The 19,350-nt window shown below is 70.6% G+C and carries 24 protein-coding genes; 13 read left to right on the forward strand and 11 right to left on the reverse strand.

Features of this window, described 5'->3' with window-relative positions; genetic code table 11:
- The first annotated feature begins 18 nt into the window (after nt 1-18).
- From HD557_RS27065 to HD557_RS27100, 8 genes are read left to right on the forward strand one after another with little or no spacing between them, the layout of a single operon-like run.
- Nucleotides 19-1,014, forward strand: a complete 996-nt coding sequence (locus tag HD557_RS27065; RefSeq protein WP_196876145.1) for a Bug family tripartite tricarboxylate transporter substrate binding protein — start codon at nt 19-21, stop codon at nt 1,012-1,014.
- Nucleotides 1,014-1,697: a methyltransferase gene (locus HD557_RS27070; protein WP_196876146.1), complete on the forward strand. Its 684-nt coding sequence runs from the start codon at nt 1,014-1,016 to the stop codon at nt 1,695-1,697. The genes HD557_RS27065 and HD557_RS27070 overlap by 1 nt, the downstream gene beginning before the upstream one ends.
- On the forward strand, nt 1,694-2,095 hold the full coding sequence (locus tag HD557_RS27075; protein ID WP_008355392.1) for a universal stress protein: 402 nt from the start codon (nt 1,694-1,696) through the stop codon (nt 2,093-2,095). Before HD557_RS27070 ends, HD557_RS27075 begins: the two co-directional genes overlap by 4 nt.
- A gap of 34 nt (nt 2,096-2,129) precedes the next feature.
- Nucleotides 2,130-2,948 carry an NAD(P)-dependent oxidoreductase gene (locus tag HD557_RS27080; protein ID WP_196876147.1) on the forward strand — a complete coding sequence of 273 codons (819 nt, stop codon included), beginning with the start codon at nt 2,130-2,132 and terminating at the stop codon, nt 2,946-2,948.
- A complete protein-coding gene (locus HD557_RS27085; protein ID WP_196876148.1) occupies nt 2,945-4,288 on the forward strand; it encodes a TRAP transporter large permease subunit in 1,344 nt (447 codons plus the stop codon). The genes HD557_RS27080 and HD557_RS27085 overlap by 4 nt, the downstream gene beginning before the upstream one ends.
- A gap of 16 nt (nt 4,289-4,304) precedes the next feature.
- Nucleotides 4,305-4,553, forward strand: a complete 249-nt coding sequence (locus HD557_RS27090; protein WP_196876149.1) for a hypothetical protein — start codon at nt 4,305-4,307, stop codon at nt 4,551-4,553.
- Entirely contained in the window at nt 4,550-5,527 is a 978-nt protein-coding gene (locus HD557_RS27095) for a cyclase family protein (protein WP_196876150.1), read from the forward strand. Before HD557_RS27090 ends, HD557_RS27095 begins: the two co-directional genes overlap by 4 nt.
- A 48-nt stretch (nt 5,528-5,575) precedes the next feature.
- Nucleotides 5,576-6,298 carry a CPBP family intramembrane glutamic endopeptidase gene (locus HD557_RS27100; RefSeq protein WP_307785721.1) on the forward strand — a complete coding sequence of 241 codons (723 nt, stop codon included), beginning with the start codon at nt 5,576-5,578 and terminating at the stop codon, nt 6,296-6,298.
- 16 nt (nt 6,299-6,314) lie between these two features.
- Here HD557_RS27100 and HD557_RS27105 read toward each other — a convergent pair whose 3' ends face one another.
- From HD557_RS27105 to HD557_RS27120, 4 genes are read right to left on the reverse strand one after another with little or no spacing between them, the layout of a single operon-like run.
- A complete protein-coding gene (locus HD557_RS27105; RefSeq protein ID WP_196876151.1) occupies nt 6,315-7,226 on the reverse strand; it encodes an NAD(P)H-binding protein in 912 nt (303 codons plus the stop codon).
- A 21-nt stretch (nt 7,227-7,247) separates the two neighbouring features.
- On the reverse strand, nt 7,248-7,619 hold the full coding sequence (locus HD557_RS27110) for a hypothetical protein (protein WP_008355378.1): 372 nt from the start codon (nt 7,617-7,619) through the stop codon (nt 7,248-7,250).
- A 33-nt stretch (nt 7,620-7,652) separates the two neighbouring features.
- Entirely contained in the window at nt 7,653-9,068 is a 1,416-nt protein-coding gene (lpdA, locus tag HD557_RS27115) for a dihydrolipoyl dehydrogenase (RefSeq protein ID WP_196876152.1), read from the reverse strand.
- Complete coding sequence (locus tag HD557_RS27120; protein ID WP_008355375.1) at nt 9,065-9,682, reverse strand: TetR/AcrR family transcriptional regulator; 618 nt, start codon at nt 9,680-9,682, stop codon at nt 9,065-9,067. The genes lpdA and HD557_RS27120 overlap by 4 nt, the downstream gene beginning before the upstream one ends.
- A 67-nt stretch (nt 9,683-9,749) precedes the next feature.
- On the opposite strand from HD557_RS27120, the gene HD557_RS27125 reads away from it, so the two are divergent.
- Together HD557_RS27125 and HD557_RS27130 are read left to right on the forward strand one after the other, a co-directional pair.
- Nucleotides 9,750-10,427 carry an SGNH/GDSL hydrolase family protein gene (locus tag HD557_RS27125; protein WP_196876153.1) on the forward strand — a complete coding sequence of 226 codons (678 nt, stop codon included), beginning with the start codon at nt 9,750-9,752 and terminating at the stop codon, nt 10,425-10,427.
- Nucleotides 10,428-10,470: 43 nt separating this feature from the next.
- On the forward strand, nt 10,471-11,247 hold the full coding sequence (locus tag HD557_RS27130; RefSeq protein WP_196876154.1) for a pentapeptide repeat-containing protein: 777 nt from the start codon (nt 10,471-10,473) through the stop codon (nt 11,245-11,247).
- Between the two features lie 7 nt (nt 11,248-11,254).
- On the opposite strand, the gene HD557_RS27135 is transcribed toward HD557_RS27130, so the two are convergent.
- Genes HD557_RS27135 through HD557_RS27145 form a run of 3 tightly spaced genes read right to left on the reverse strand, consistent with a single transcriptional unit; the run spans nt 11,255 to nt 13,492 of the window.
- Nucleotides 11,255-12,301, reverse strand: a complete 1,047-nt coding sequence (locus HD557_RS27135; protein ID WP_196876155.1) for an NAD(P)-dependent alcohol dehydrogenase — start codon at nt 12,299-12,301, stop codon at nt 11,255-11,257.
- A gap of 32 nt (nt 12,302-12,333) precedes the next feature.
- The gene (locus HD557_RS27140) at nt 12,334-12,792 is read right to left on the reverse strand and encodes a MerR family transcriptional regulator (protein ID WP_307785722.1); all 459 of its coding nucleotides are present in this window, start codon (nt 12,790-12,792) and stop codon (nt 12,334-12,336) included.
- A 40-nt stretch (nt 12,793-12,832) separates the two neighbouring features.
- Complete coding sequence (locus HD557_RS27145) at nt 12,833-13,492, reverse strand: LysE family translocator (RefSeq protein ID WP_196876156.1); 660 nt, start codon at nt 13,490-13,492, stop codon at nt 12,833-12,835.
- 72 nt (nt 13,493-13,564) lie between these two features.
- On the opposite strand from HD557_RS27145, the gene HD557_RS27150 reads away from it, so the two are divergent.
- The 3 genes from HD557_RS27150 to HD557_RS27160 all read left to right on the forward strand — a co-directional run bounded on the left by HD557_RS27150 (nt 13,565) and on the right by HD557_RS27160 (nt 15,110).
- Nucleotides 13,565-14,014 carry an Lrp/AsnC family transcriptional regulator gene (locus HD557_RS27150; RefSeq protein WP_008355362.1) on the forward strand — a complete coding sequence of 150 codons (450 nt, stop codon included), beginning with the start codon at nt 13,565-13,567 and terminating at the stop codon, nt 14,012-14,014.
- Nucleotides 14,015-14,206: 192 nt separating this feature from the next.
- A complete protein-coding gene (locus HD557_RS27155) occupies nt 14,207-14,680 on the forward strand; it encodes an agglutinin cell wall attachment protein (protein ID WP_231380479.1) in 474 nt (157 codons plus the stop codon).
- 64 nt (nt 14,681-14,744) lie between these two features.
- Entirely contained in the window at nt 14,745-15,110 is a 366-nt protein-coding gene (locus HD557_RS27160; RefSeq protein ID WP_231380480.1) for a hypothetical protein, read from the forward strand.
- Nucleotides 15,111-15,182: 72 nt separating this feature from the next.
- On the opposite strand, the gene HD557_RS27165 is transcribed toward HD557_RS27160, so the two are convergent.
- From HD557_RS27165 to HD557_RS27180, 4 genes are read right to left on the reverse strand one after another with little or no spacing between them, the layout of a single operon-like run.
- Nucleotides 15,183-15,938, reverse strand: coding sequence for an SDR family NAD(P)-dependent oxidoreductase (locus tag HD557_RS27165; protein WP_008355356.1), 756 nt, complete (start codon nt 15,936-15,938; stop codon nt 15,183-15,185).
- 14 nt (nt 15,939-15,952) lie between these two features.
- Nucleotides 15,953-16,972 (reverse strand): transketolase family protein, encoded by a 1,020-nt coding sequence (locus HD557_RS27170; RefSeq protein ID WP_008355354.1) that lies wholly within the window; start codon nt 16,970-16,972, stop codon nt 15,953-15,955.
- Nucleotides 16,969-17,835, reverse strand: a complete 867-nt coding sequence (locus HD557_RS27175; RefSeq protein ID WP_008355353.1) for a transketolase — start codon at nt 17,833-17,835, stop codon at nt 16,969-16,971. Before HD557_RS27175 ends, HD557_RS27170 begins: the two co-directional genes overlap by 4 nt.
- 3 nt (nt 17,836-17,838) lie before the next feature.
- Nucleotides 17,839-19,260, reverse strand: coding sequence for an MFS transporter (locus HD557_RS27180; RefSeq protein WP_008355351.1), 1,422 nt, complete (start codon nt 19,258-19,260; stop codon nt 17,839-17,841).
- Nucleotides 19,261-19,350 lie beyond the last annotated feature (90 nt).

The following is a 19,350-nucleotide window of genomic DNA, read 5'->3' on the forward strand; positions in this document are numbered from 1 at the left end:
AAACGAAAGGTCATCACCATGAACCGCGCACCTCGCGTACTCACCCTCGCCGGTGTCGGGCTCGCGTGTCTCTCGCTCGCAGCCTGCTCCCAGTCCGGCACCACCGCCGCGGCCGGCGACTACCCGACCAAGCCCATCGAGCTCGTCGTCGGGTACGAAGCGGGCGGCCCGACCGACATCGGTGCTCGCATGCTCGCCAAGGAGCTCGAGGACGAGCTCGACGCCACGATCACGGTCGTCAACAAGCCCGCCGCCAACTCCCAGGTCGCCTACACGGCGCTGACCCAGGCGAAGCCCGACGGCTACACGATCGCCGCCACCACGTTCCCGTCGGCGATCATGACCGTGCTCGACGAGAGCCGGGGCGCCTCCTACGAGCGCGACAGCTTCGCGCCGGTGGCCCTCCAGGTCGTCGACCCGACCGCGGTGGCGGTCGCCCCCGACAGCGACATCAAGACCCCGAAGGACCTGGTCGAGGCCGCCAAGGCGGAGCCCGGCAAGCTGCGCGCGACCACGACCGGCGTCGCCAGCAACGAGCACTTCGCCCTCGCCAGCCTGAAGGAGGTCTCCGGCGCCGAGCTCGCCCCGGTGCACTTCGCCGACGGCAGCACAGCCGCCACCACCGCCTTCCTGGGTGGCAACACCGAGGTGCTCCTCACCAACGTGAGCGATCTGCAGCCGCTGGCCGACTCGGGCAAGGTCCGCATCGTCGGCGTGATGGACGCCGAGCGCGCCGAGTCGCTGCCCGACGTACCGACGTTCAAGGAGTCCGGCTACGACGTGGAGATCTCCTCCTCGCGCGGCTACGCCTTCCCGGCGGGCACGCCGGACGAGGTCGTCGACGAGATGTCCACCGCCATCGGCGAGATCATGGAGGACCCGGCGTTCCAGAAGAAGATGACCGACGCCGGCCTCGCCCCGTCCTACCTGGACGCCGAGGAGTACTCCGCCTACTGGGACGAGACCGAGAAGACCTTCGGCGACCTCTTCCCGCTGGTGAAGGCGGACAGCTGATGACCGACAGCATCCTCACCGACCAGCAGCTCAACCCCGGCGGTCGCGTCGCCAGGTCCCGGCCCGAGCGTCCCGACGAGGCCCTCCTCGACCGGTTCCGCCGCCTCCCCACCGCGAACATCGGTGACGCCATGGACCGGTTGGGCTCACTCGACTCCGTCATCGCACCCGCCTGGCCCGGCGCCAGCATGGTCGGCACCGCGTTCACGGTCTGGACCCGTCCCGGCGACAACCTCGGCATCCACCAGGCGCTCACCCAGGTCGAGCCGGGTGAGGTGATCGTGGTGAGCGGCGGCGCCGACGAGTCGCGCGCACTCATCGGCGAGCTCGTCGGCGGCAAGGCCAAGGCCCGTGGCGTCGCCGGGTTCCTCCTCGACGGCGCCGTCCGCGACGCCGACGGCCTGGCCGAGTACGAGATGCCCGTCTTCGCCCGGTCCCGGACGCCGGCCGGTCCCTACAAGGACGGTCCCTACGCGCTCTCCGTCGACGTCGCCGTCGCCGGCGTGGTCGTACGCCCCGGCGACATCATCGTCGGTGACGCGGACGGCGTCGTAGTGGTCCCGCTCGAGTCCGCGGCTGTGATCGCGGACCGGGCCGAGGCCAAGCACGCCGCCGAGGAGGCGACCCGCCGCGACATCGACGCCACGCTCGGCGTCACCACCACAGCAGGGGATCAGCGATGACCATCATCGTGGGCTACATGCCCGGCGACGCCGGCGAGCGTGTCCTCGCCGGCGCCGTCCGGGAGGCCCGGACCCGGGGCAGCTCCCTCCTGGTCGTGAACTCCTCGACCGGGGGCGCCTACGCCGACCGCGGCCTCCTCCCGGCCGCCGAGCTCGAGGCGGTGCGGCAGCGACTGGCCGCCGACGGCCTCGAGGTCGACGTGCGCCAGTACGCCGAGGCCGTCTCCGTCGCCGAGACGCTCATCGACGAGGCGGAGCGGGTGAGCGCCGACCTGGTGGTCGTCGGTCTCCGCCGCCGCTCGCGCACCGGGAAGTTCCTCCTCGGCAGCACGGCCCAGACCGTGCTGCTGCGCGCCCCCTGCGACGTCCTGGCCATCCGGATCCCCACCGACGACTGACCCCTTGACCCTTCCACGCACTGAAAGTTCGACGATGTCACACAGCACGACCTCCGACAGTCCGCTCCAGGCCACCCACGTGGCGATCCTCGGCCTCGGCGAGGTGGGCCGTATCTACGGCGCCGCCCTCGCCGAGGCCGGCCACCGGGTGACCGGCTTCGACCCCTACCTCCACGAGTCGCCGGCAGGCGTCGAGGTGGCGGACACCCTGGAGAAGGCGGTCGAGGACGCCCGGATCGTGGTCGTCCTGACCGCGGCCTCGGCGAGCCGCTCGGTCGCCGAGTCGGTCGCCGGCGCGCTCGCACCGGACGCCGTCTATGCCGACTTCACCTCCTCCGGGCCGCTGGAGAAGCGCGAGCTGGCCACCGTGTTCGAGGGGCGTGCGGACGTACGCCTGGTCGACGTCGCCATCCTGGGACCGGTCATCCTGCTGGGCACGGCCACGCCGCTGATGGCGGCCGGACCGGCCGGCGAGGTGGTGGCGGAGCTGATGCGGCCGCTGGGCACGCCGGTCGAGGTGGTGGGCGGCGACCTCGGCGACGCGATGGCCCACAAGCTGCTGCGCAGCGTCTTCATGAAGGGGCTCGCCTCGGTCGTGGTCGAGGCGGTCGGTGCCGGACGTGCCGCCGGGATGGAAGAGTGGACCCGTGGCCAGATCGCAGGCGTTCTCGCCGGGGACGGACAGGCGGTCATCGACCGCTTCCTCACCGGCACGGCGAAGCACGCCGCTCGCCGGGCGGCGGAGATGCGCTCGACCAGTGCCTACCTCGCCGACCTGGGGGTCCATGCCGAGATGACGGAGGCCTCGATGACAGCGCTGGAGCGGATGGCCGGCGACGGGAAGCCGTCGTGATCGGTGTCTGGGCGCTCGGCGTCTACCTGGCGGTGATCCTGGCCTGGACGACCGTGCTGCGCCGCAACGTCGGCGAGGCGATGGTGGTCGGGTTCGTCGTCGCCGCGGTGTTCAACGGCAGCCGGTTCCTCAGCGCCGGCTGGGACGCGCTCTCCGCCGCGCTCGTCGACGAGATCGTCTACGCCACCGTCATCTTCGTCTTCATGGGCTACCTCCTGGAGAAGGCGGGCGTCACCCACCGGATGATCGACCTGCTCGACGCCCTCATCGGACACCGCCGCGGCGGCCCGGCGTACGTCTCGACCGTCGCCTCCGCGGGCCTCGGCAGCATCGTCCACAACCAGGCCGCCATCGCCGCCACCGTCGGGTCGGTGACGATCCCCTGGATGGAGCGCACCCGCGTCGACCGCACCACCACCGCCACGATCGTGGCCGGCAACGCGGGCATGGGCATCACCTTCCCGTTCAGCGCCTCGATGTTCGTCCTGGTCGGCTCCTCGGTCGGCGGCGCCCTCGTCGACGTCGACTCGCTGATCGTGCCGCTGCTCATCGGCGGCCTGTGGTGCGTGCTCCACCGCCTGATCGTCACCTACCTGCTCGTACGCCGCTCCACCCGCGGGAGCGGTCCGGCCGTGTCGCGCAGCGGCCGGGACGTACGGGCCGCGTTCTCCCACGGCTGGCCGACGCTGCTGCTGTTCGCCGGGATCGCCATTCCGATCGTGCTCACCACCGGCGCCGTCGCCGAGGCGCTCACCGAGCGGATCGGCACCGACGTGACCGAGGCGCTGAGCCCGATCTTCTGGATGCCGGTGATCCTGATCCTGATCGGCCTGCTCCTCGGCCGTGGCCGGCTGCCGCGCGACGGCCGGGGATGGGCCGAGCTGATCGGCAGCTCGGCGCCCCGGTTCGGGGTCGTCGGCCTGACCGTGCTGTTCGCCTTTGCCGGCGCGAACGCGCTGGCGACGACCGGCCTGCCCGAGCAGCTGGCCGGGCTGCTCGGTGACCTCGACCTCCCGGTGTGGCTGCTGGCCCTGGTCATCGGGATCATCGTCGTCGCCGTCGCGGCACCGCTCTCCAGCACGGCGACGATGGCAGCCGTCGGTGTCGTCGGCGTCGCCGCGCTCGTCGCCGCTGGCGTACCCGCCACCACCGCGGCGGTCGCGGTCCTCATCTTCTCCTCCTGCGAGGCTGCCGTGCCGCCTGGCGGAGCGCCGCTGTACGTCGCCTGTGGCATCGCCGGCGTCGATCCGCTACACACGTTCCGCAGGATGCTGGCCTACTACGCGCTGCCGCTGCTCGGCATCGGCGTGCTCGTGGCCTCCGGAATCCTGCCGGTCTGAGAAAGGACGGACACCCATGACCCGATCGATCCTCCACACCCTCTTCGTCTCGTCGCTGGTCGTCGCGCTGCTCGGCGGTCTCGCGCTCATCGGCCTGCAGGCCGTCGGCCTGGTCGTCGGCAGCCAGGCGCTCGTCGTCGGCCCGAACGGCCTGTTCAAGACGATCCTGTGCGTCGCCGCCTCGATCGCGGCCGTCGCCGCCTACCTCCTCACCCACGTCGGCTCCGAGGTGAAGGCGCGCGACGACGCAGGAGCGACCAGATGACCACCCACGACCGCCCGAGCCGGGCCGAGCTCCACGACCGACCGGGGCTGTTGCGGGGCACCTCCTGGGAGCTCTTCGAGGACCCCTGGCGCGGCACCCCGTCGTTCGCGGACGAGCAGGCCGTTGTCGCGGCTGCGGGCCTCGTCCAGCTGGGGGAGGCCTTCGGGCTGGACTACCCGGTCAACGCGTTCATGCCCGGGATGTCCCAGGCCAGGAAGCCGGCCGCGCACGTCATCTACGCCAACCACCCGGCTCACCGCGACGACCATCTCGACAGCTACTACCTCCAGTCCTCGAGCCAGATCGACGGGCTGCGCCACCGGCGGGCCGACGACGCCGGGTTCTACGCCGGGACCCCCGACGAGCTGATCATCCCGGGCACCGAGGAGATCGGCATCCAGGTCTGGGCCGACCGTCCCATCGTCAGCCGGGGCATCCTGGTGGACATCGCTGGCCTCCTCGCCCGGCGCGACGAGAGCCTCGACCACGAGGCCGGCGAGCCGATCCCGTACGAGTACATCGACCACGCCCTGACCGCCCAGGCGATCGAGCTGCGTGCCGGTGACGTCGTCATGCTCCACACCGGGTGGTGCGAGTGGTTCCTCGAGCTCACCGCCGAGCAGAAGCTGGCCCAGCAGGCCCTCCGCCGCGCCACCGGCATCGCGCAGAGCGAGGAGGTGCTCGATTGGGCCTGGGACACCGGCCTGGCGCTGCTCGCCGCGGACACCTTCGCCGTCGAGTGCCTGCCGCCCGTCCCCGACTCACCGTTCCTCAGGTCGGCGCCCAACGACCGCGGGATGATGCACCAGGAGTTCCTCGCCAAGCTCGGCATGCCGCTCGGTGAGCTGTGGCGGCTCGGGCCGCTGGCACGCCGCATGGACCAGCTGCAGCGGTGGGACTGCTTCGTCACCGTCAAACCGCTCAACGTCACCGGCGCGACCGGATCACCGGCGAACGCCATCGCCATCCTCTGACCGGGACGTAGGTTGGACGGCGTACGCAGCCGTCACCGGATCCAGAGAGTGGGGAGTGCCGTGCGCCGCTGGGTGCGCAGGTCCTTGTGGGACGTCGTCCCGCGCGATCACCGCCAGAGCGACGCCGCCCTGCGCCGCCGTCAGCTGGTCACGGCCGGCTTCGTGCTGCTCGGGGCGGTGGTGCTCGGGGTCTCGCTGCGCATCGAGCCGGGCAGTGTCTGGTTCTATCCCGCCACCTTCGCGCTGGCCGGGGTGTGGGCGCTCGGCGCCTTCGTCTCCGGGCCGCTGCACCTCGGCCGGATCCCTGCCTGGCGCCGGCACGAGCGGAAGGGCGAGCATCGGCTCGTCCGCCCGGTGCTGGCGCCGATCCTGATCGGCCTGGGCCTGGCCGGCATCTTCGTGATCGGCGGCCTGGTCGTGCGCGAGATCGACTGGCTGGACCGGCAGGTCCGCTCCGTCCTCGACTTCGCCGACCAGGGCTCGCTGCCGATCCTCGTCGTGGTCACCGCGGTCAACGGCGTGGCCGAGGAGCTGTTCTTCCGCGGCGCGCTCTACGCCGCCCTGCCCCGCCATCCGGTCGCCTGGTCGTCGGTGGCCTACGTGATCGCGACGCTGGCGACCGGCAACGTGATGCTGACCTTCGCGGCGATCCTGCTCGGGGTCGTGGTCGGGCTCGAGCGGCGCGCCTCCGGCGGCGTGCTCGCGCCGATCCTCACCCACTGCGCCTGGTCGCTGTCGATGCTGCTCGCCCTGCCGCTGCTCTTCGGCTGAGGAGACCGGCGGCGCCTCAGAGCGTGTTCTGGTCGGCCAGCCGTTCGGCGAGGGCGCGGCGTACAGCCTCCCGGTAGGGCAGCGGATCGCCGGGCACGACGTCGAGGATGCGCCGGTCGCGTACGACGACCTCGGTGGTCATCGAGTCGATCAGGTTGCGCCCGGTGGTCACGTCGACGTCGGTCACCAGGGCCAGCCAGTACGACGACAGCCGGGGCGTCAGCACCGGCACGGGCGCGACCGGGATCGATCGGCCGTTGGCCACCTCGGAGGCGACGGTCAGCATGTCGAGGTACGTCATCGCCTCGGGGCCGCCGATCTCGAAGACCTCGCCGATCGCGTCCTGGTTGTCGATGACACCCGCGAGATAGCGGATGACGTCGTCGACGGCGATGGGCTGGGTGCGGGTGGCGGTCCACCTCGGCACCACCATGGCGGGGAGGTTCTTGACCAGCTGCCGGGTCAGCTCCCAGGAGACGCCGCCGTGGCCGACGACGATCGCCGCTCGCAGCGTCGTGACGGGTACGCCGCCCTCGCCGAGCAGGGACTCGACCTCGCGCCGGGAGCGCAGGTGGGGCGAGAGGTCGCCGTCATCGTCGCCGAGCCCGCCGAGATAGACGATCTGCCGCACCCCCGCCCCGGCTGCGGCAGCACCGAAGGCCCGGGCGGCTCGCGCGTCGCGCTCCTCGAAGTCGTCGTGGTCGAGCGAGTGCACCAGGTAGACCGCGACATCGGCGCCCTCGAGCGCGGCCGGCAGCGTGGCCGGGTCGTCGACGTCGGCACCCACCGCCTCGCCGGGGCCGTCGTAGTCGTCCGGCCGCCGGGTCATCGCCCGCACCGTGACGTCGCGTTCGGTCAGCTCCGCGACCAGCCGCCGACCGATGAACCCGGTCGCGCCGGTGACGAGCACGGTGGTCGAGGTCTCCATGGGTCGAGCCTACGGACGCCGTCAGCCGACCGGGCGGCAGTCCTGCCCGCACCCGTCCTCGGGGACCGGCCCGGAGGCGTGCGACGCCGGCCGGTGCAGCACCGCGCCGGTCGGGGTGACCACGACGTCGGAGCCGTCCACGAGACCGGTGCCGTCGACGATCAGCGCGTGCTCGCGCGGCGTGAGCGGGGCGTACGTCAGGGTGAGCACCGGGTTGCTCGCGAGGTTCGCCCGCGTGCCGCCGCCGGGGTCGGAGATCCGCAGGGACGAGCCCTCGACGACCGGGTCCACGACCACGACCTTGATCCGCTCGCCCGCGGTGGTCAGCAGGAACCCGCTGCCGAAGCGCTCGAGCGTGGCGGCGAGATCGGACAGTGCGACCGGGATGCTCATATCCGGCACCTTAGTCCGACCTCGCCGGGCGGGTCAGAGGTTGATCATGTGGCCCGCGATCCCGTGGACGGCCTCCTTGACCGCCTCGGAGAGCGTCGGATGGGCGAACACGTTGCGCGCGACCTCGTCCGCGGTGAGGTCCCACTGCTGGGCCAGGGTCAGGACGGGCAGCTGCTCGGTGGCGTCGGGGCCGATCACGTGGGCGCCGAGCAGCTCGTTGTGCTCGGCGTCGGCCACGACCTTCACGAAGCCGACGGTCTCGCCGAGGCCGCGCGCCTTGCCGTTCGCGGAGAACGGGAAGGTGGCGGTCTTGACGTCGTAGCCCTTCTCCTTGGCCTGCGCCTCGGTGTAGCCGAAGGACGCGATCTGCGGCTGGCAGAAGGTCGCCCGCGGGACCATGTCGATGTCGATCGGCATCGTCTCCACGCCGGCGATCGTCTCGGCGGCGACGACGCCCATCCCCTCGGCGACGTGGGCGAGCATGAGCTTCCCGGTGACATCGCCGATGGCGTACACGTGCGGGACGTTCGTACGTCCGCGGTCGTCGATCGCGATGGCCTCACGGTCGGTCAGCTCGACGCCGAGCTTCTCCAGTCCGTAGCCGCTCACCCGCGGCGCGAAGCCGAACGCGGCGAGCATCGTGTCCGCCTCGAGGACGGTCTCGCCTGCGTCCCCGACGGGAGAGACGGTCACGCGGACCCCGGACCCGGTGTCCTCGGCCCGCGTCACCGCGGTCGAGGTGAGGACCGTGATGCCGAGCTTCCGGTACTGCCGCAGCAGCTCCTTGGACACGTCGGCGTCCTCGGTCGGGACCATCCGGTCGGCGTACTCGACGATGGTGACGTCCACGCCGAAGCTCTTCATCACGTAGGCGAGCTCGACGCCGATCGCACCGGAACCACCGATGACGATCGACTCCGGCAGCTCCTCGGTGAGGATCAGCTCCTCGTACGTCACGATGTTCTGCCCGTTGGGGACGACCCCGGGCACGCTGCGCACGGTCGCGCCGGTCGCGATGATCAGGTCGTCGCAGGTGTAGGTCGTCGTGACGCCGTCCCGGCCGGTCACCTCGATCGCCAGGGTGCCGTCGGCCTGCGGTGCGGCGAGCGTGCCCCAGCCGTCGATCTCGGTGATCTTGTTCTTCCGCATCAGGAAGTGGACGCCCTTGGCGCTCGCGTCGGCGACCCGGCGGCTGCGCTGCCAGCTCCCGGAGTAGTCGACGCTCGCGTCGCCGCGGATCGAGAAGGCGTCCTTCTGGTGGGTCAGCATGTGGGCGATCTCGGCGTTGCGCAGCAGCGCCTTGGCCGGGATGCACCCGACGTTGAGGCAGACGCCGCCCCAGTACTTGTCCTCCACGACGGCGACGGACCGGCCGAGCTGGGCGGCGCGCACCGCCGCGGTGTAGCCGCCGGGCCCTGCTCCCAGGACGATGACATCGATGTGGCTCATAGGTTCTCCTTCTCCGTGGCGCCGATGATCCGGCGCATCCCCTGGTAGGCGTGGTCGGCGGCCCGGTCGTCACCGTGCAGGAGGAGGGCCGGGGTGATGAACGAGGCGAGCGACTCGAGCCCGAACACGACCGCCTCCACATCGGTGTCCTCCGGCAGGTCGCCGGCCTGCACGGCGGTGGTGACGTCGGCGCGCAGCGCGGCCCGCCACTGGGTGCGTCCCTCGAGCAGTCGCTCGTGGACGACGCCGGAGCGGCCGTCGTAGTCATAGGTCACCTGCGTCATCAGGCACCCGCCGGGATAGCCGGGGTCGGCGGCGTACTCGGTCCAGGCCTCGCACGTGGCCAGCAGCCGGGGGAGGCCCGCCGGGAACCGCTTGACCGTGTCCCAGACCCGGGTGCGGAAGTCGGCGAAGACCATCTCGACCGTCTCCAGCTGGAGGGTCTCCTTGGTGCGGAACTGCCCGATCACCCCCGACTTGCTCATCTGGACGATGTCGGCCAACCGCCCGATCGTCACGCTGTCCAGACCCTCGACGGAGGCCAGGTCGGCTGCTGCCTTGAGCACGCTCCGTCGGGTCTCGAGTGCCGCCTGCGCGGACGCACGTCCTGCCATGCCTTCGATTTTAGCGCACGACCGATCGCTATTGCATAACGTACGATCGTGCGCTTAATCTCATTTCATGACGACCCACGAACTGGCCGGCGGCTTCGAGCTGGAGGCGACCGATCCGCACTGCGTCGACCCCGAGGCCGCCGCCGACCGCCTCCGTCACCAGCCGTGGCAGCGCTTCGCCGTGCTCGGTGACAGCGTCACCGCCGGGGTGAGGGGTCCGCTGGACGGCTACCGGGACGCGTCTTTCGCCGATCGCCTCGTGGAGGCGCTGGCGAGCACCCGCCCCGGGTTCGAGTCGGTGAACCTCGCCATCCCCTACCTGACCGTCGCCGAGATCCGGGAGGTCCAGCTCGAGCCGGCCCTGGCGTTCGCGCCCGACGCCGTGCTCGTGAGCGCGGGCGGCAACGACGCGTTCAACCCGTTCGACCCCGACCACCTGCGTACGCAGCTCGAGCTGCTCCTCGCGCCGCTGGCCGAGAGCGGCGCCACGGTCCTCACCGTCGGGCTCTTCGACCTCGCCCGCTCCGGGCTCGTGCCCGCAGACCAGGCCGTGGAGATGGCCGAGCGGTTCGACGCCCTGGACCGGATCACCGCCGACGTAACCCAGAACCTGGGTGGCATCCACATCGACACCCACCACCACCCGCTGTCGGCCGACGCGTCGATCTACGCCCGCGATCGCATCCACGGCAACGCCCGCGGGCACGCGGTGGCCTTCGCCGCCATCGTCGACGCCCTCGCCTGACCGGAGCGCGGCGCCGCCGGGCCGGAGGGCTAATCTGCCTCCGATGAGCACGTACCGGTCCGACTGCTCCCGCTGCGCGGGCCTGTGTTGTGTGGCGCTGCCCTTCGCCCGCTCGGCGGACTTCCCGGAGGACAAGGCCGGCGGCGACCCGTGCCGCCACCTCGGACCCGACTTCGGCTGCGGGATCCACGAACAGCTGCGGGACCGCGGGTATGCCGGGTGCACGGTGTTCGAGTGCTTCGGCGCAGGTCAGCAGGTCACCCAGGTGACCTTCGGCGGTGCGGACTGGCGCACCGAGCCGGCGTCGCGGCAGGAGATGTTCGACGTCTTCGCGGTGATGCGGCAGCTGCACGAGATGCTGGCGCTGCTCCAGGAGGCGGTCGAGCGCAGCACGTCACCCGACCTCGCCGAGCTGGCCGCCCGGATCTCCTCGGCGGCGGGCGGCTCCGCAGACCAGGTCCTCGCCACCGACGTCGGCGCACTCCGCTCGGCGGTCGGGGGCGCGCTCCGCCGGGTGAGCGCCGAGGTGCGCCACCCCGCAGGCCAGGCGCTGGCGGGTGCCGACCTGCTCGGTCGTGACCTGCGCCGGAGAGACCTGCGCCGTGCCGACCTCAGGGGCGCGCTCCTGGTGGCCGCCGACCTGCGCGGCGTCGATCTCACCGACGCCGACCTGCTCGGCGCGGATCTCCGGGACGCGGCCGTCGCGGGCGCGGACCTCTCGCGGGCGCTCTTCCTCAGCCAGGCGCAGGTCAATGCCCTGCGAGGAGACGGGAGCACCCGCCTGCCCGCAGGGCACGACCGGCCCGCCCACTGGGGCTAGGACGCGCTCAGGCCAGCGTGGCCGTGTCGATCACGAAGCGGTAGCGCACGTCGGAGGCCAGGACCCGGGCGTACGCCTCGTTGATCTGCTCCGCCGCGATCACCTCGACGTCGGCGCCGATGCCGTGCTCGGCGCAGAAGTCGAGCATCTCCTGGGTCAGCGGGATGCCGCCGATCATCGAGCCCGCGAAGTTGCGGCGGTTGGTGAGCAGCGAGAACACGTTGACGCTCAGCGGCGCGGGCGGGGCGCCGACGTTGACCAGCGTGCCGTCCACGGCGAGCAGGCCGAGGTAGTCGTCGACGGGGATCTCGGCGCTGACCGTGTTCACGATCAGGTCGAAGCTGTTCTTCAGCGTCTCGAACGTCGCCGGGTCGGAGGTGGCGTAGTAGTGGTCGGCACCGAGCCGCAGACCGTCCTCCTGCTTCTTCAGCGACTGCGAGAGCACGGTGACCTCGGCGCCCATCGCGTGGGCGATCTTGACGCCCATGTGGCCGAGGCCGCCGAGCCCGACGATCGCCACCTTCTTGCCGGGGCCCGCGCCCCAGCGCTTCAGCGGGGCGTACGTCGTGATGCCGGCGCACAGCAGCGGCGTCGCGGCCGCGGCGTCCAAGCTCTCGGGCACCTTGAGCGCGAAGTGCGCGTCGACCACGACATGGGTGGAGTAGCCGCCCTGGGTGAAGGAGCCGTCCCGGTCCTTCGCGGCGTACGTCCCGACACCGCCGCCCGGGGTCGAGCAGTGCTGCTCGTCGCCGTTGCGGCAGTTGTCGCACTCGCGGCACGAGTTGACGAAGCAGCCGACGCCGACGCGGTCGCCGACCTGGTGGTTGGTGACGGCCGAGCCGACCTCGGTGACGCGGCCGACGATCTCGTGGCCCGGGACGACCGGGAACGGCTGCGGGCCCCAGTCGCCGTTGACGGTGTGGATGTCGGAGTGGCAGATGCCGGCGTACTCGATCGCGATGAGGACGTCGTTCTCCCCGACCGGGCGGCGCTCGATGGTGGTCGGGGCCAGCGGCTCACCGGCGGAGGGGGCTGCGTACGCGTTGACGCGCATGGATGTTCTCCTGGGTCTGAGATGGGGGTGGATCAATGGTTCTCGCGGCTGCGGATCTGGCCTGCCAGCGCGTGTGCCTGCTCGCCGATCTGATCGGCGCGCACCTCGTCGCCGGCTGCGACGGCTCGCCAGTAGTCGGTCTTGAGACCGACGTACGCCCGCCGCAGCTCGAGAAACTCGGCCTCCCGGGCGAGGTGCGCGGCATGCTCGGTGAGCATGTCGATCTGCTCGCGCGCGCCGTCGCGCCCGAGACGGCTGTTGCCGACGTACGTCCTCATGTCGTCGATCGAGAGGCCGATCGCGGCGAGGCACGCGACGCCGGTCAGGCGATCCAGGTCGGTCTCGTCGTAGACCCGATGGCCGCTGCTCGCGCCGCGGCTGACCGGCTCGATCAGCCCGATCGTCTCGTAGTAGCGCAGCGTGCTGGCCGGCAGCCCGGTCAGCGTCGCCACCTCCCGGATCGTGTACGTCCGAGTCGTCGATGCAGTCACGTCGACGACGCTAAGAACTTCAAGTACTTGAAGTCAAAGGTCACGCTGACCCGGTGAGCACGAGCGCGCCGAGCCCGGTCATCGCGGTGCCCGCCAGCCCTTCGGTACGCCGTGCGAAGGCCGGTGACTGCAGGCGCGGAGCGAGCCGGGTGATGACGGTGATCAGCGCGGCGTACCAGACCAGGCAGAGCAGCCAGAAGGTCGCCGCGAGAGCGATGTGCTGGGCCAGCGGCGTCAGCGGCGAGAGGTCGAACTGCGGGAACAGCGACAGGTAGAAGGCGGCGACCTTCGGGTTGAGGAGGTTGCTCAGCAGGCCCTGGCGGAAGCATGCCGAGCGTGCGATGCCACCCGGCCTCGGGCGGGCGATGGCGGCTGCGGCTGCCGATACGCCCGGGGTCCGATGCTCGCGGCGGGCGCGGACGTAGGCGCGCAGGGCCTGGACGCCGAGGTAGACGAGGTAGACGCCGCCGGCGACCCGGACGATCTGGAACAGGGTGGGAGAGGCGGTCAGCAGGGCGGTGATGCCGAGGGCGGCGGCGGTGCCGAGGATCGCGAGGCCGGTCATGATGCCGGCCGCGGTCCAGAGGGCCCCGGCGCGTCCGCTGCGGGCGGCGTTGCGCAGCGTCAGCATCATGTCCGGGCCGGGGACGACGATGACGACGAGCGAGGTGGCCGCGAAGGCGACCAGTTGTTCCACCATGCACGCCATTCTATCGCTCATTCGGCGCACTTTGATTGCCGATAATGTCCTCAGTGGCGGATACTGAGCAATATGACGAGCATCGATGCCACCGACCGAGCAATTCTCCGTGAACTCACCATCGACGGTCGGTTGAGCAACGTGGAGCTGGCCTCTCGGGTGGGCCTGACACCTGCGCCGTGTCTGCGCAGGGTCAGGCGCCTGGAGGAGTCCGGGGTGATCGCCGGCTATCGGGCCCGGTTGGACCCGGTGGCCTCGGGGCGGGAGTTCTGCGTCTACGTGCTCGTCCAGATCACGATGACCAGCAGGGAGGTCGTCGAGCAGTTCGAGGAGAAGGTCGCCTCCTACGAGGAGGTCACCGAGATGCGGCGCGTCTACGGCGAGATCGACTACGTGATCCGCGTCGACGTCGCCGACAGCAACGCCTTCGAACGCTTCCAGACCGAGAAGATGTACCCGCTCCCGGGCGTCCACCGCATGGTCTCCCATCCCACGATGAAGGCCGTCAAGAGCAACGACTGACCGTCAAGAACAGAAGACGTACGTCACGGCTCGCAAGCCCAGCGAAGGCAAACCGGCCGACTTCCTGATGTGTGACTTCGACCGCGAGATGAAGCGCTGTGCCGGTGTCGTGCGAGACACTGCTGACCTCGGTGTCCCGGAGCCGGATCGGGTGACTGTGGACGTACGCCCCGACGACGAAAGGGCTCGGCAATGTCAGTGATCGATGTGACCGCTCCTTCGGTGGTTCGGCAGGAACAGCTCTTCGAGCAGATCGCCATCCGCCTCCCGGACGAGGTCGACGGCGACTGGACGATGCTCGTCTTCAACCACCGCAATCTCCTGGGTCTCTCCAACGGCCGCATCGACATCCATCGACCAGGTGGCTACATCGACTACTCCGTGCCTCCGGACGTGGTCGTCCCGTCGATCGACGAGCTCAGGCGGGTCATGTACCGGCCCGGAAGGGGCGCCTGGTTCTCGGGGCGATGGACCATCACCAACATCGACGGCAACGGCGAGAAGATCTCGGCCAACGCCTCGTTCAATCGCGACGACGAGCCCGTGTGGCGCCGCACCGTGCACCCCGAGCTGTACGCCCTCGACCTCGAAGCCTTTCCGCGCGACGAGGAGAGCACTCCTGACTGGCTACGTCAGAAGGTTGCTGAGGCACGAAGTGGGTCGTAGACAGGCTGTGCGCGGGCGCGGGTTTGCAGACCCGAGCAAGACGACGCGCACATTGCGGGTGGTCTTGGCGTTCGTCGTGCTGTTCACGGTCTCATTCGCGGCGTCGACCGCCATCACCACATCGTTCAGCGCTGGCGAACTCTCGGGAATGCCGTTGACGGCTTTCGTTGCTGCGGCCGGAGCCACCTTCATCGGATGGCTGACGCTGATGGTGTTCTCGTACTCCGCCGCCTTCCGTGGGCGCCGGCCGGTTCCGCTGGCGATCGTTTCCTTGGCGGCTGCACTTGTCGGCGGCGCCGCCTGCATCCTCGCGCTCACAGCCAGTGTCCTGATCGGGCACACCTTTGCTGGCCCAATCCTTGCTCTTCAACTCGTCTGGAGCTTTGCGCTCGGTGTACTCGGGTTCCTGGCTTTGGCAGGTAGCCGTTGATGAATCGGGGTCTCCCGCCCCACGATGAAGGCCGTCGAGAGCAACGACTGACTCACCGTGGGGTCGGGAGCGTCAGTGCATGTGTGACCCGCCGTTGACGTCGTACGTCACGCCCGTGATGTAGCCCGACTCCGGCCGGCACAGGAAGGTGATCAGGTCGGCGACGTCCTCGACGCGGCCGTTGCGGCCGACCGGGATGCCCTCGATCAGCTTGGCCTTGCGCTCGCCCTCGAGGGCGCCGCCGGTGATGTCGGTGTCGATGAGCCCAGGGGCGACCGAGTTGACGGTGATCCCGTACTGACCGACCTCGCGGGCGAGCGCCTTGGCGAACCCGAGCTGTCCGGCCTTCGCGGCCGAGTACGCCACCCCGCCGAAGACCCCGCCGCCGCGCTCGGCCGAGACGGAGGAGAGGAAGACGACCCGGCCGAAGCCGCGCTCGACCATGCCAGGCGTGACCCGGTGGGTGATGTTGAAGGCGCCGCGTACGTTGACCGCGAAGACGCGGTCCCACTCGGCAGCGCTGACCTCGAGGAACGGGACCGGTGAGGTGATGCCGGCGTTGTTGACCAGCGCGCCGATCGGTGCGGCGGAGCGCTCGAGCTCGGCGACGGCGGCCTCGACGGAGGTCTCGTCGGTGACGTCGCAGGCCAGGCCGTGGGCCGCGACGCCGTGCTGCGAGGCGATCTCGGCAGCGGTCTCCTTGGCAGCGACCTCGTCGAGGTCGAGGATGGCGACATCCCAGCCGGCGGCGGCGAGGGCGTGTGCGGTGGCGCGGCCGATGCCGCGACGGGAGGCGGCGCCGGTGACGATGGCAGTGCTCTTCGACATGTCAGTTCTCCTGGTCAGTGGGTGAGCTCGGTGCGGACGCGATCGACGATCGAGGCGGTCGACAGCCCGTAGCGGTCGTGGAGTGTGGGCAGGGCTCCGGCGGCGAGGAACTCGTCCGGAAGCGCGATCGGCACGATCCGGCGGCCGACCGCGGCGAAGGCGAGCGTGGACGCGACCGCCTCGGCGAGCCCGCCGACGACGGTGTGGTTCTCGAGGGTGACGACCAGCCGATCGCCGGAAGCGGCGGCGATGATCGCCTCGCGGTCGAGCGGCTTGATCGTCGGCACGTGCAGGACCGAGACGTCGACGTGGTCCTTCTCCAGCCGCTCGGCGGCCTGCAGGGCGCGCATGGTCATCAGCCCGGTCGAGATGAGCACGACATCACGCCCGGTACGCAGCTCGGCTGCCTTGCCCAGCTGGAAGGTGTAGTCGTACTCGTCGAGCACCCGTGGCACCGCGCCGCGCAGCAGCCGGAGATAGGTCGGCCCGGCATGCGAGGCCAGCTGCGGCACCGCCTGCTCGAGGTCGACGGCGTCGCACGGGTCGACGACGGTGAGGTTCGGGCAGGCGCGCAGGATGGCGAGGTCCTCGGTGGCCTGGTGGCTGGGACCGTAGCCGGTCGTCAGTCCGGGGAGCGCCCCGACGACGTTCACGTTCAGCCCGGGCTCGGCGATGTCGAGGCAGAGGAAGTCGTAGGCCCGCCGGGTGGCGAAGACGGAGTACGTCGACGCGAACGGCACCAGCCCCACCTCGGCCATGCCGGCGGCTGCGCCGAGCAGGGCCTGCTCGGCCATCCCCATCTGGAAGAACCGCTCCGGGTGGGCCTCGCGGAAGATGTGCATGTCGGTGTACTTCGCCAGGTCCGCGGAGAGCCCGACGATCTCGGGTCGCTCCTCGGCCAGCGCCGCGAGCGCGTGGCCGAACGGGGCCGGCGTCGTCTTCTGTCCCGGGTCCGCGAAGGACGCGATCATCGCCGACGTGGTGAGCTTCTTCTTCACGGGAGCGGGAACGGCGGGGGCAACGGTGCTGGTCATCGGGTGAAACCTTCCTCGAGCTGGGTGCGGGCGATCTGCCACTCGTGCTCCTCGACCCGCATGAAGTGGGCCTTCTCCCGGTTCTCCAGGAGCGGTACGCCGCGGCCGATCCGGGTGTCGCAGACGATCACGCTCGGCGACCCCCGATGAGCGGCCGCCTCGTCGAAGGCGTCGACGAGAGCGCCGATGTCGTTGCCGTCGACCCGGACGGCGTGCCACCCGAAGGCACGCCACTTGTCGGTCACCGGCTCGGTGCGGAGCACGGTGGCGGTCGGGCCGTCGGCCTGCAGCGCGTTGACGTCCACGATGGCGGTGACGTTGTCGAGCTCGTGGCTGGAGCACTCCAGCGCCGCCTCCCAGGTCGATCCCTCGTCGAGCTCACCGTCGGAGAGCAGGTTGAAGATCCGGGACTCGCTCCCCAGTCGGCGCAGCCCCAGGGCCATCCCGGCGGCAACGGTGAGACCGTGGCCGAGCGACCCGCCGGAGATCTCCATCCCGGGGGTGTAGGACGCCATGCCCGACATCGGCAACCGCGACTCGTCGGAGCCATAGGTCTCCAGCTCGGAGACCGGGATGGTGCCGGCCTCGGCCAGCGCGGCGTAGAGCGCGATCGCGTAGTGGCCGATGGAGAGCAGGAACCGGTCGCGGCCGACCCACTCGGGGTCCTCGGGTCGGAATCGGAGCCGGTCGCAGTAGGCGACGGCGAGGATGTCGGCGACCCCGAGCGCCTGCCCGATGTAGCCCTGGCCCTGCACCTCGCCCATCAGCAGCGCGTTGTGCCGGATCCGGTGGGCCGACTCCCGCAGGCGCGAGATCCGCTTCTGCCGGGTCGGTGCCTCGGCGATCGTGTCTGTGGAGGTCATCGGTCACTTTCCTTCGGAGGTGGCGGTCGCCGGCGGGGCGACCTGGTGGGTCGGGGCGGACGGAGTGGCACCGCGCGAGGCGATTGCGACCCGCTCGAGCTCGGCGACCTCGGCGCGCTCCTTCGGGCCCCAGGTCTCCGCGGTGATCACCGCGGCGACCAGACCGAGCAGGCCGTAGGCCGAGAGCAGCAATGCAGGGCCGATCCAGCCGACCCCGGCGTACAGGGCGGTGGCGATCAGCGGCGTGAAGCCGGAGACGACGGCGGAGAGCTGGTAGGCGAGCGACGCTCCGGACGTACGCGTCTTGACCGCGAACAGCTCGGAGAACCAGGCGCCCTGCACGCCGGCCAGCGAGTTCTGGCAGATCGTGTAGCTCATCACGAACGCGATCACGATGAGCGCGGCGGTCCCGGTGTTGATCAGCAGGAACAGCGGTACGCCCCACGCCAGCGTCACGATGGTGCCGAACACGTAGACCGGCCGGCGCCCGATCCGGTCCGTGAGCGCGCCCCAGAGGGTGGTGGCGGCGATCCCGAGCCCGGCCGCCAGCAGCAGGCCGGTGAGGATGACCGGTCGCTCGGCGAGGTCTTCGCTCTCGAGGTAGGAGAGCAGGAAGGTGACCGAGACGGCGTACCCGGCGGTCTCGGCGATGCGCAGGCAGAAGGCGCGCAGGACGTTGCGCCAGTCGGTGCGGAGCACCTCGAGGAGGGGGTTCTTGGCGACCTCGCCCTCGCTCTTGATCTCCTCGAACTCCGGCGACTCCTCGACCTTGAGTCGGATCACGATGCCGACCACGATCAGCACGGCGCTCAGCAGGAACGGCACCCGCCACGCCCACTGGTCGCCCAGCGGCACACTGGCCAGGAACGCCAGGTTGGCGAGGAGCAGGCCGACCGGGAAGCCGGCCTGGGTGATGCCCGTGTAGAGCCCTCGGCGACGCCACGGCGCGTGCTCGAAGGTCATCAGGATCGCGCCGCCCCACTCGGCTCCGAAGGCGAGGCCCTGGACGACGCGGACGGCCACCAGCAAGACCCCGGCCCAGACACCGACCTGCTGATAGGTGGGTAGCAGGCCGATCATCACCGTCGCGATGCCCATCAGGAGCAGCGAGCCGACGAGGACCGGCTTGCGACCGATCTTGTCACCGAGGTAGCCACCAACGATCCCGCCCAGCGGGCGCACCGCGAAGCCGACGCCGAGGGTGGCGAAGGAGAGCAGGGTGCCCGAGAGCGGGTCGCTCGAGGGGAAGAAGACGGTGTTGAAGTAGAGCGCCGCAGCCGTGCCGAAGCCGATGAAGTCGTACGTCTCGATCGTCGCGCCGATGGAGGATCCCATCGCGACGCGCTTCTTGGCGGGCGTCCCCTCGACCGGGTGCCAGCTGGCAGCCGCGGCGAGGTGGGGGTCGGGGAGGGGTTTCCCGTCCATCTGAGTCTCCCTGGGTCACGGAGAGGTCTGTCTCTCCTCGTTCAGTTGACTGTTAACAGTCGACATCGAGAGTGACTCACGTCACGAGCG

Origin of the sequence: Nocardioides luteus (genome assembly GCF_015752315.1) — a bacterium.
In the GTDB taxonomy this organism is placed as follows: domain Bacteria; phylum Actinomycetota; class Actinomycetes; order Propionibacteriales; family Nocardioidaceae; genus Nocardioides.

What these genes read in the sequence shown, in the direction of transcription:
- HD557_RS27065 (WP_196876145.1), top strand. Translation starts at nt 19, where the DNA reads ATGAACCGCGCACCTCGCGTACTCACCCTCGCCGGTGTCGGGCTCGCG.
- HD557_RS27070 (WP_196876146.1), top strand. Translation starts at nt 1,014, where the DNA reads ATGACCGACAGCATCCTCACCGACCAGCAGCTCAACCCCGGCGGTCGC.
- HD557_RS27075 (WP_008355392.1), top strand. Translation starts at nt 1,694, where the DNA reads ATGACCATCATCGTGGGCTACATGCCCGGCGACGCCGGCGAGCGTGTC.
- HD557_RS27080 (WP_196876147.1), top strand. Translation starts at nt 2,130, where the DNA reads ATGTCACACAGCACGACCTCCGACAGTCCGCTCCAGGCCACCCACGTG.
- HD557_RS27090 (WP_196876149.1), top strand. Translation starts at nt 4,305, where the DNA reads ATGACCCGATCGATCCTCCACACCCTCTTCGTCTCGTCGCTGGTCGTC.
- HD557_RS27095 (WP_196876150.1), top strand. Translation starts at nt 4,550, where the DNA reads ATGACCACCCACGACCGCCCGAGCCGGGCCGAGCTCCACGACCGACCG.
- HD557_RS27105 (WP_196876151.1), bottom strand. Translation starts at nt 7,226, where the DNA reads ATGGAGACCTCGACCACCGTGCTCGTCACCGGCGCGACCGGGTTCATC.
- HD557_RS27110 (WP_008355378.1), bottom strand. Translation starts at nt 7,619, where the DNA reads ATGAGCATCCCGGTCGCACTGTCCGATCTCGCCGCCACGCTCGAGCGC.
- lpdA (WP_196876152.1), bottom strand. Translation starts at nt 9,068, where the DNA reads ATGAGCCACATCGATGTCATCGTCCTGGGAGCAGGGCCCGGCGGCTAC.
- HD557_RS27120 (WP_008355375.1), bottom strand. Translation starts at nt 9,682, where the DNA reads ATGGCAGGACGTGCGTCCGCGCAGGCGGCACTCGAGACCCGACGGAGC.
- HD557_RS27125 (WP_196876153.1), top strand. Translation starts at nt 9,750, where the DNA reads ATGACGACCCACGAACTGGCCGGCGGCTTCGAGCTGGAGGCGACCGAT.
- HD557_RS27130 (WP_196876154.1), top strand. Translation starts at nt 10,471, where the DNA reads ATGAGCACGTACCGGTCCGACTGCTCCCGCTGCGCGGGCCTGTGTTGT.
- HD557_RS27135 (WP_196876155.1), bottom strand. Translation starts at nt 12,301, where the DNA reads ATGCGCGTCAACGCGTACGCAGCCCCCTCCGCCGGTGAGCCGCTGGCC.
- HD557_RS27145 (WP_196876156.1), bottom strand. Translation starts at nt 13,492, where the DNA reads ATGGTGGAACAACTGGTCGCCTTCGCGGCCACCTCGCTCGTCGTCATC.
- HD557_RS27150 (WP_008355362.1), top strand. Translation starts at nt 13,565, where the DNA reads ATGACGAGCATCGATGCCACCGACCGAGCAATTCTCCGTGAACTCACC.
- HD557_RS27155 (WP_231380479.1), top strand. Translation starts at nt 14,207, where the DNA reads ATGTCAGTGATCGATGTGACCGCTCCTTCGGTGGTTCGGCAGGAACAG.
- HD557_RS27165 (WP_008355356.1), bottom strand. Translation starts at nt 15,938, where the DNA reads ATGTCGAAGAGCACTGCCATCGTCACCGGCGCCGCCTCCCGTCGCGGC.
- HD557_RS27170 (WP_008355354.1), bottom strand. Translation starts at nt 16,972, where the DNA reads ATGACCAGCACCGTTGCCCCCGCCGTTCCCGCTCCCGTGAAGAAGAAG.
- HD557_RS27175 (WP_008355353.1), bottom strand. Translation starts at nt 17,835, where the DNA reads ATGACCTCCACAGACACGATCGCCGAGGCACCGACCCGGCAGAAGCGG.
- HD557_RS27180 (WP_008355351.1), bottom strand. Translation starts at nt 19,260, where the DNA reads ATGGACGGGAAACCCCTCCCCGACCCCCACCTCGCCGCGGCTGCCAGC.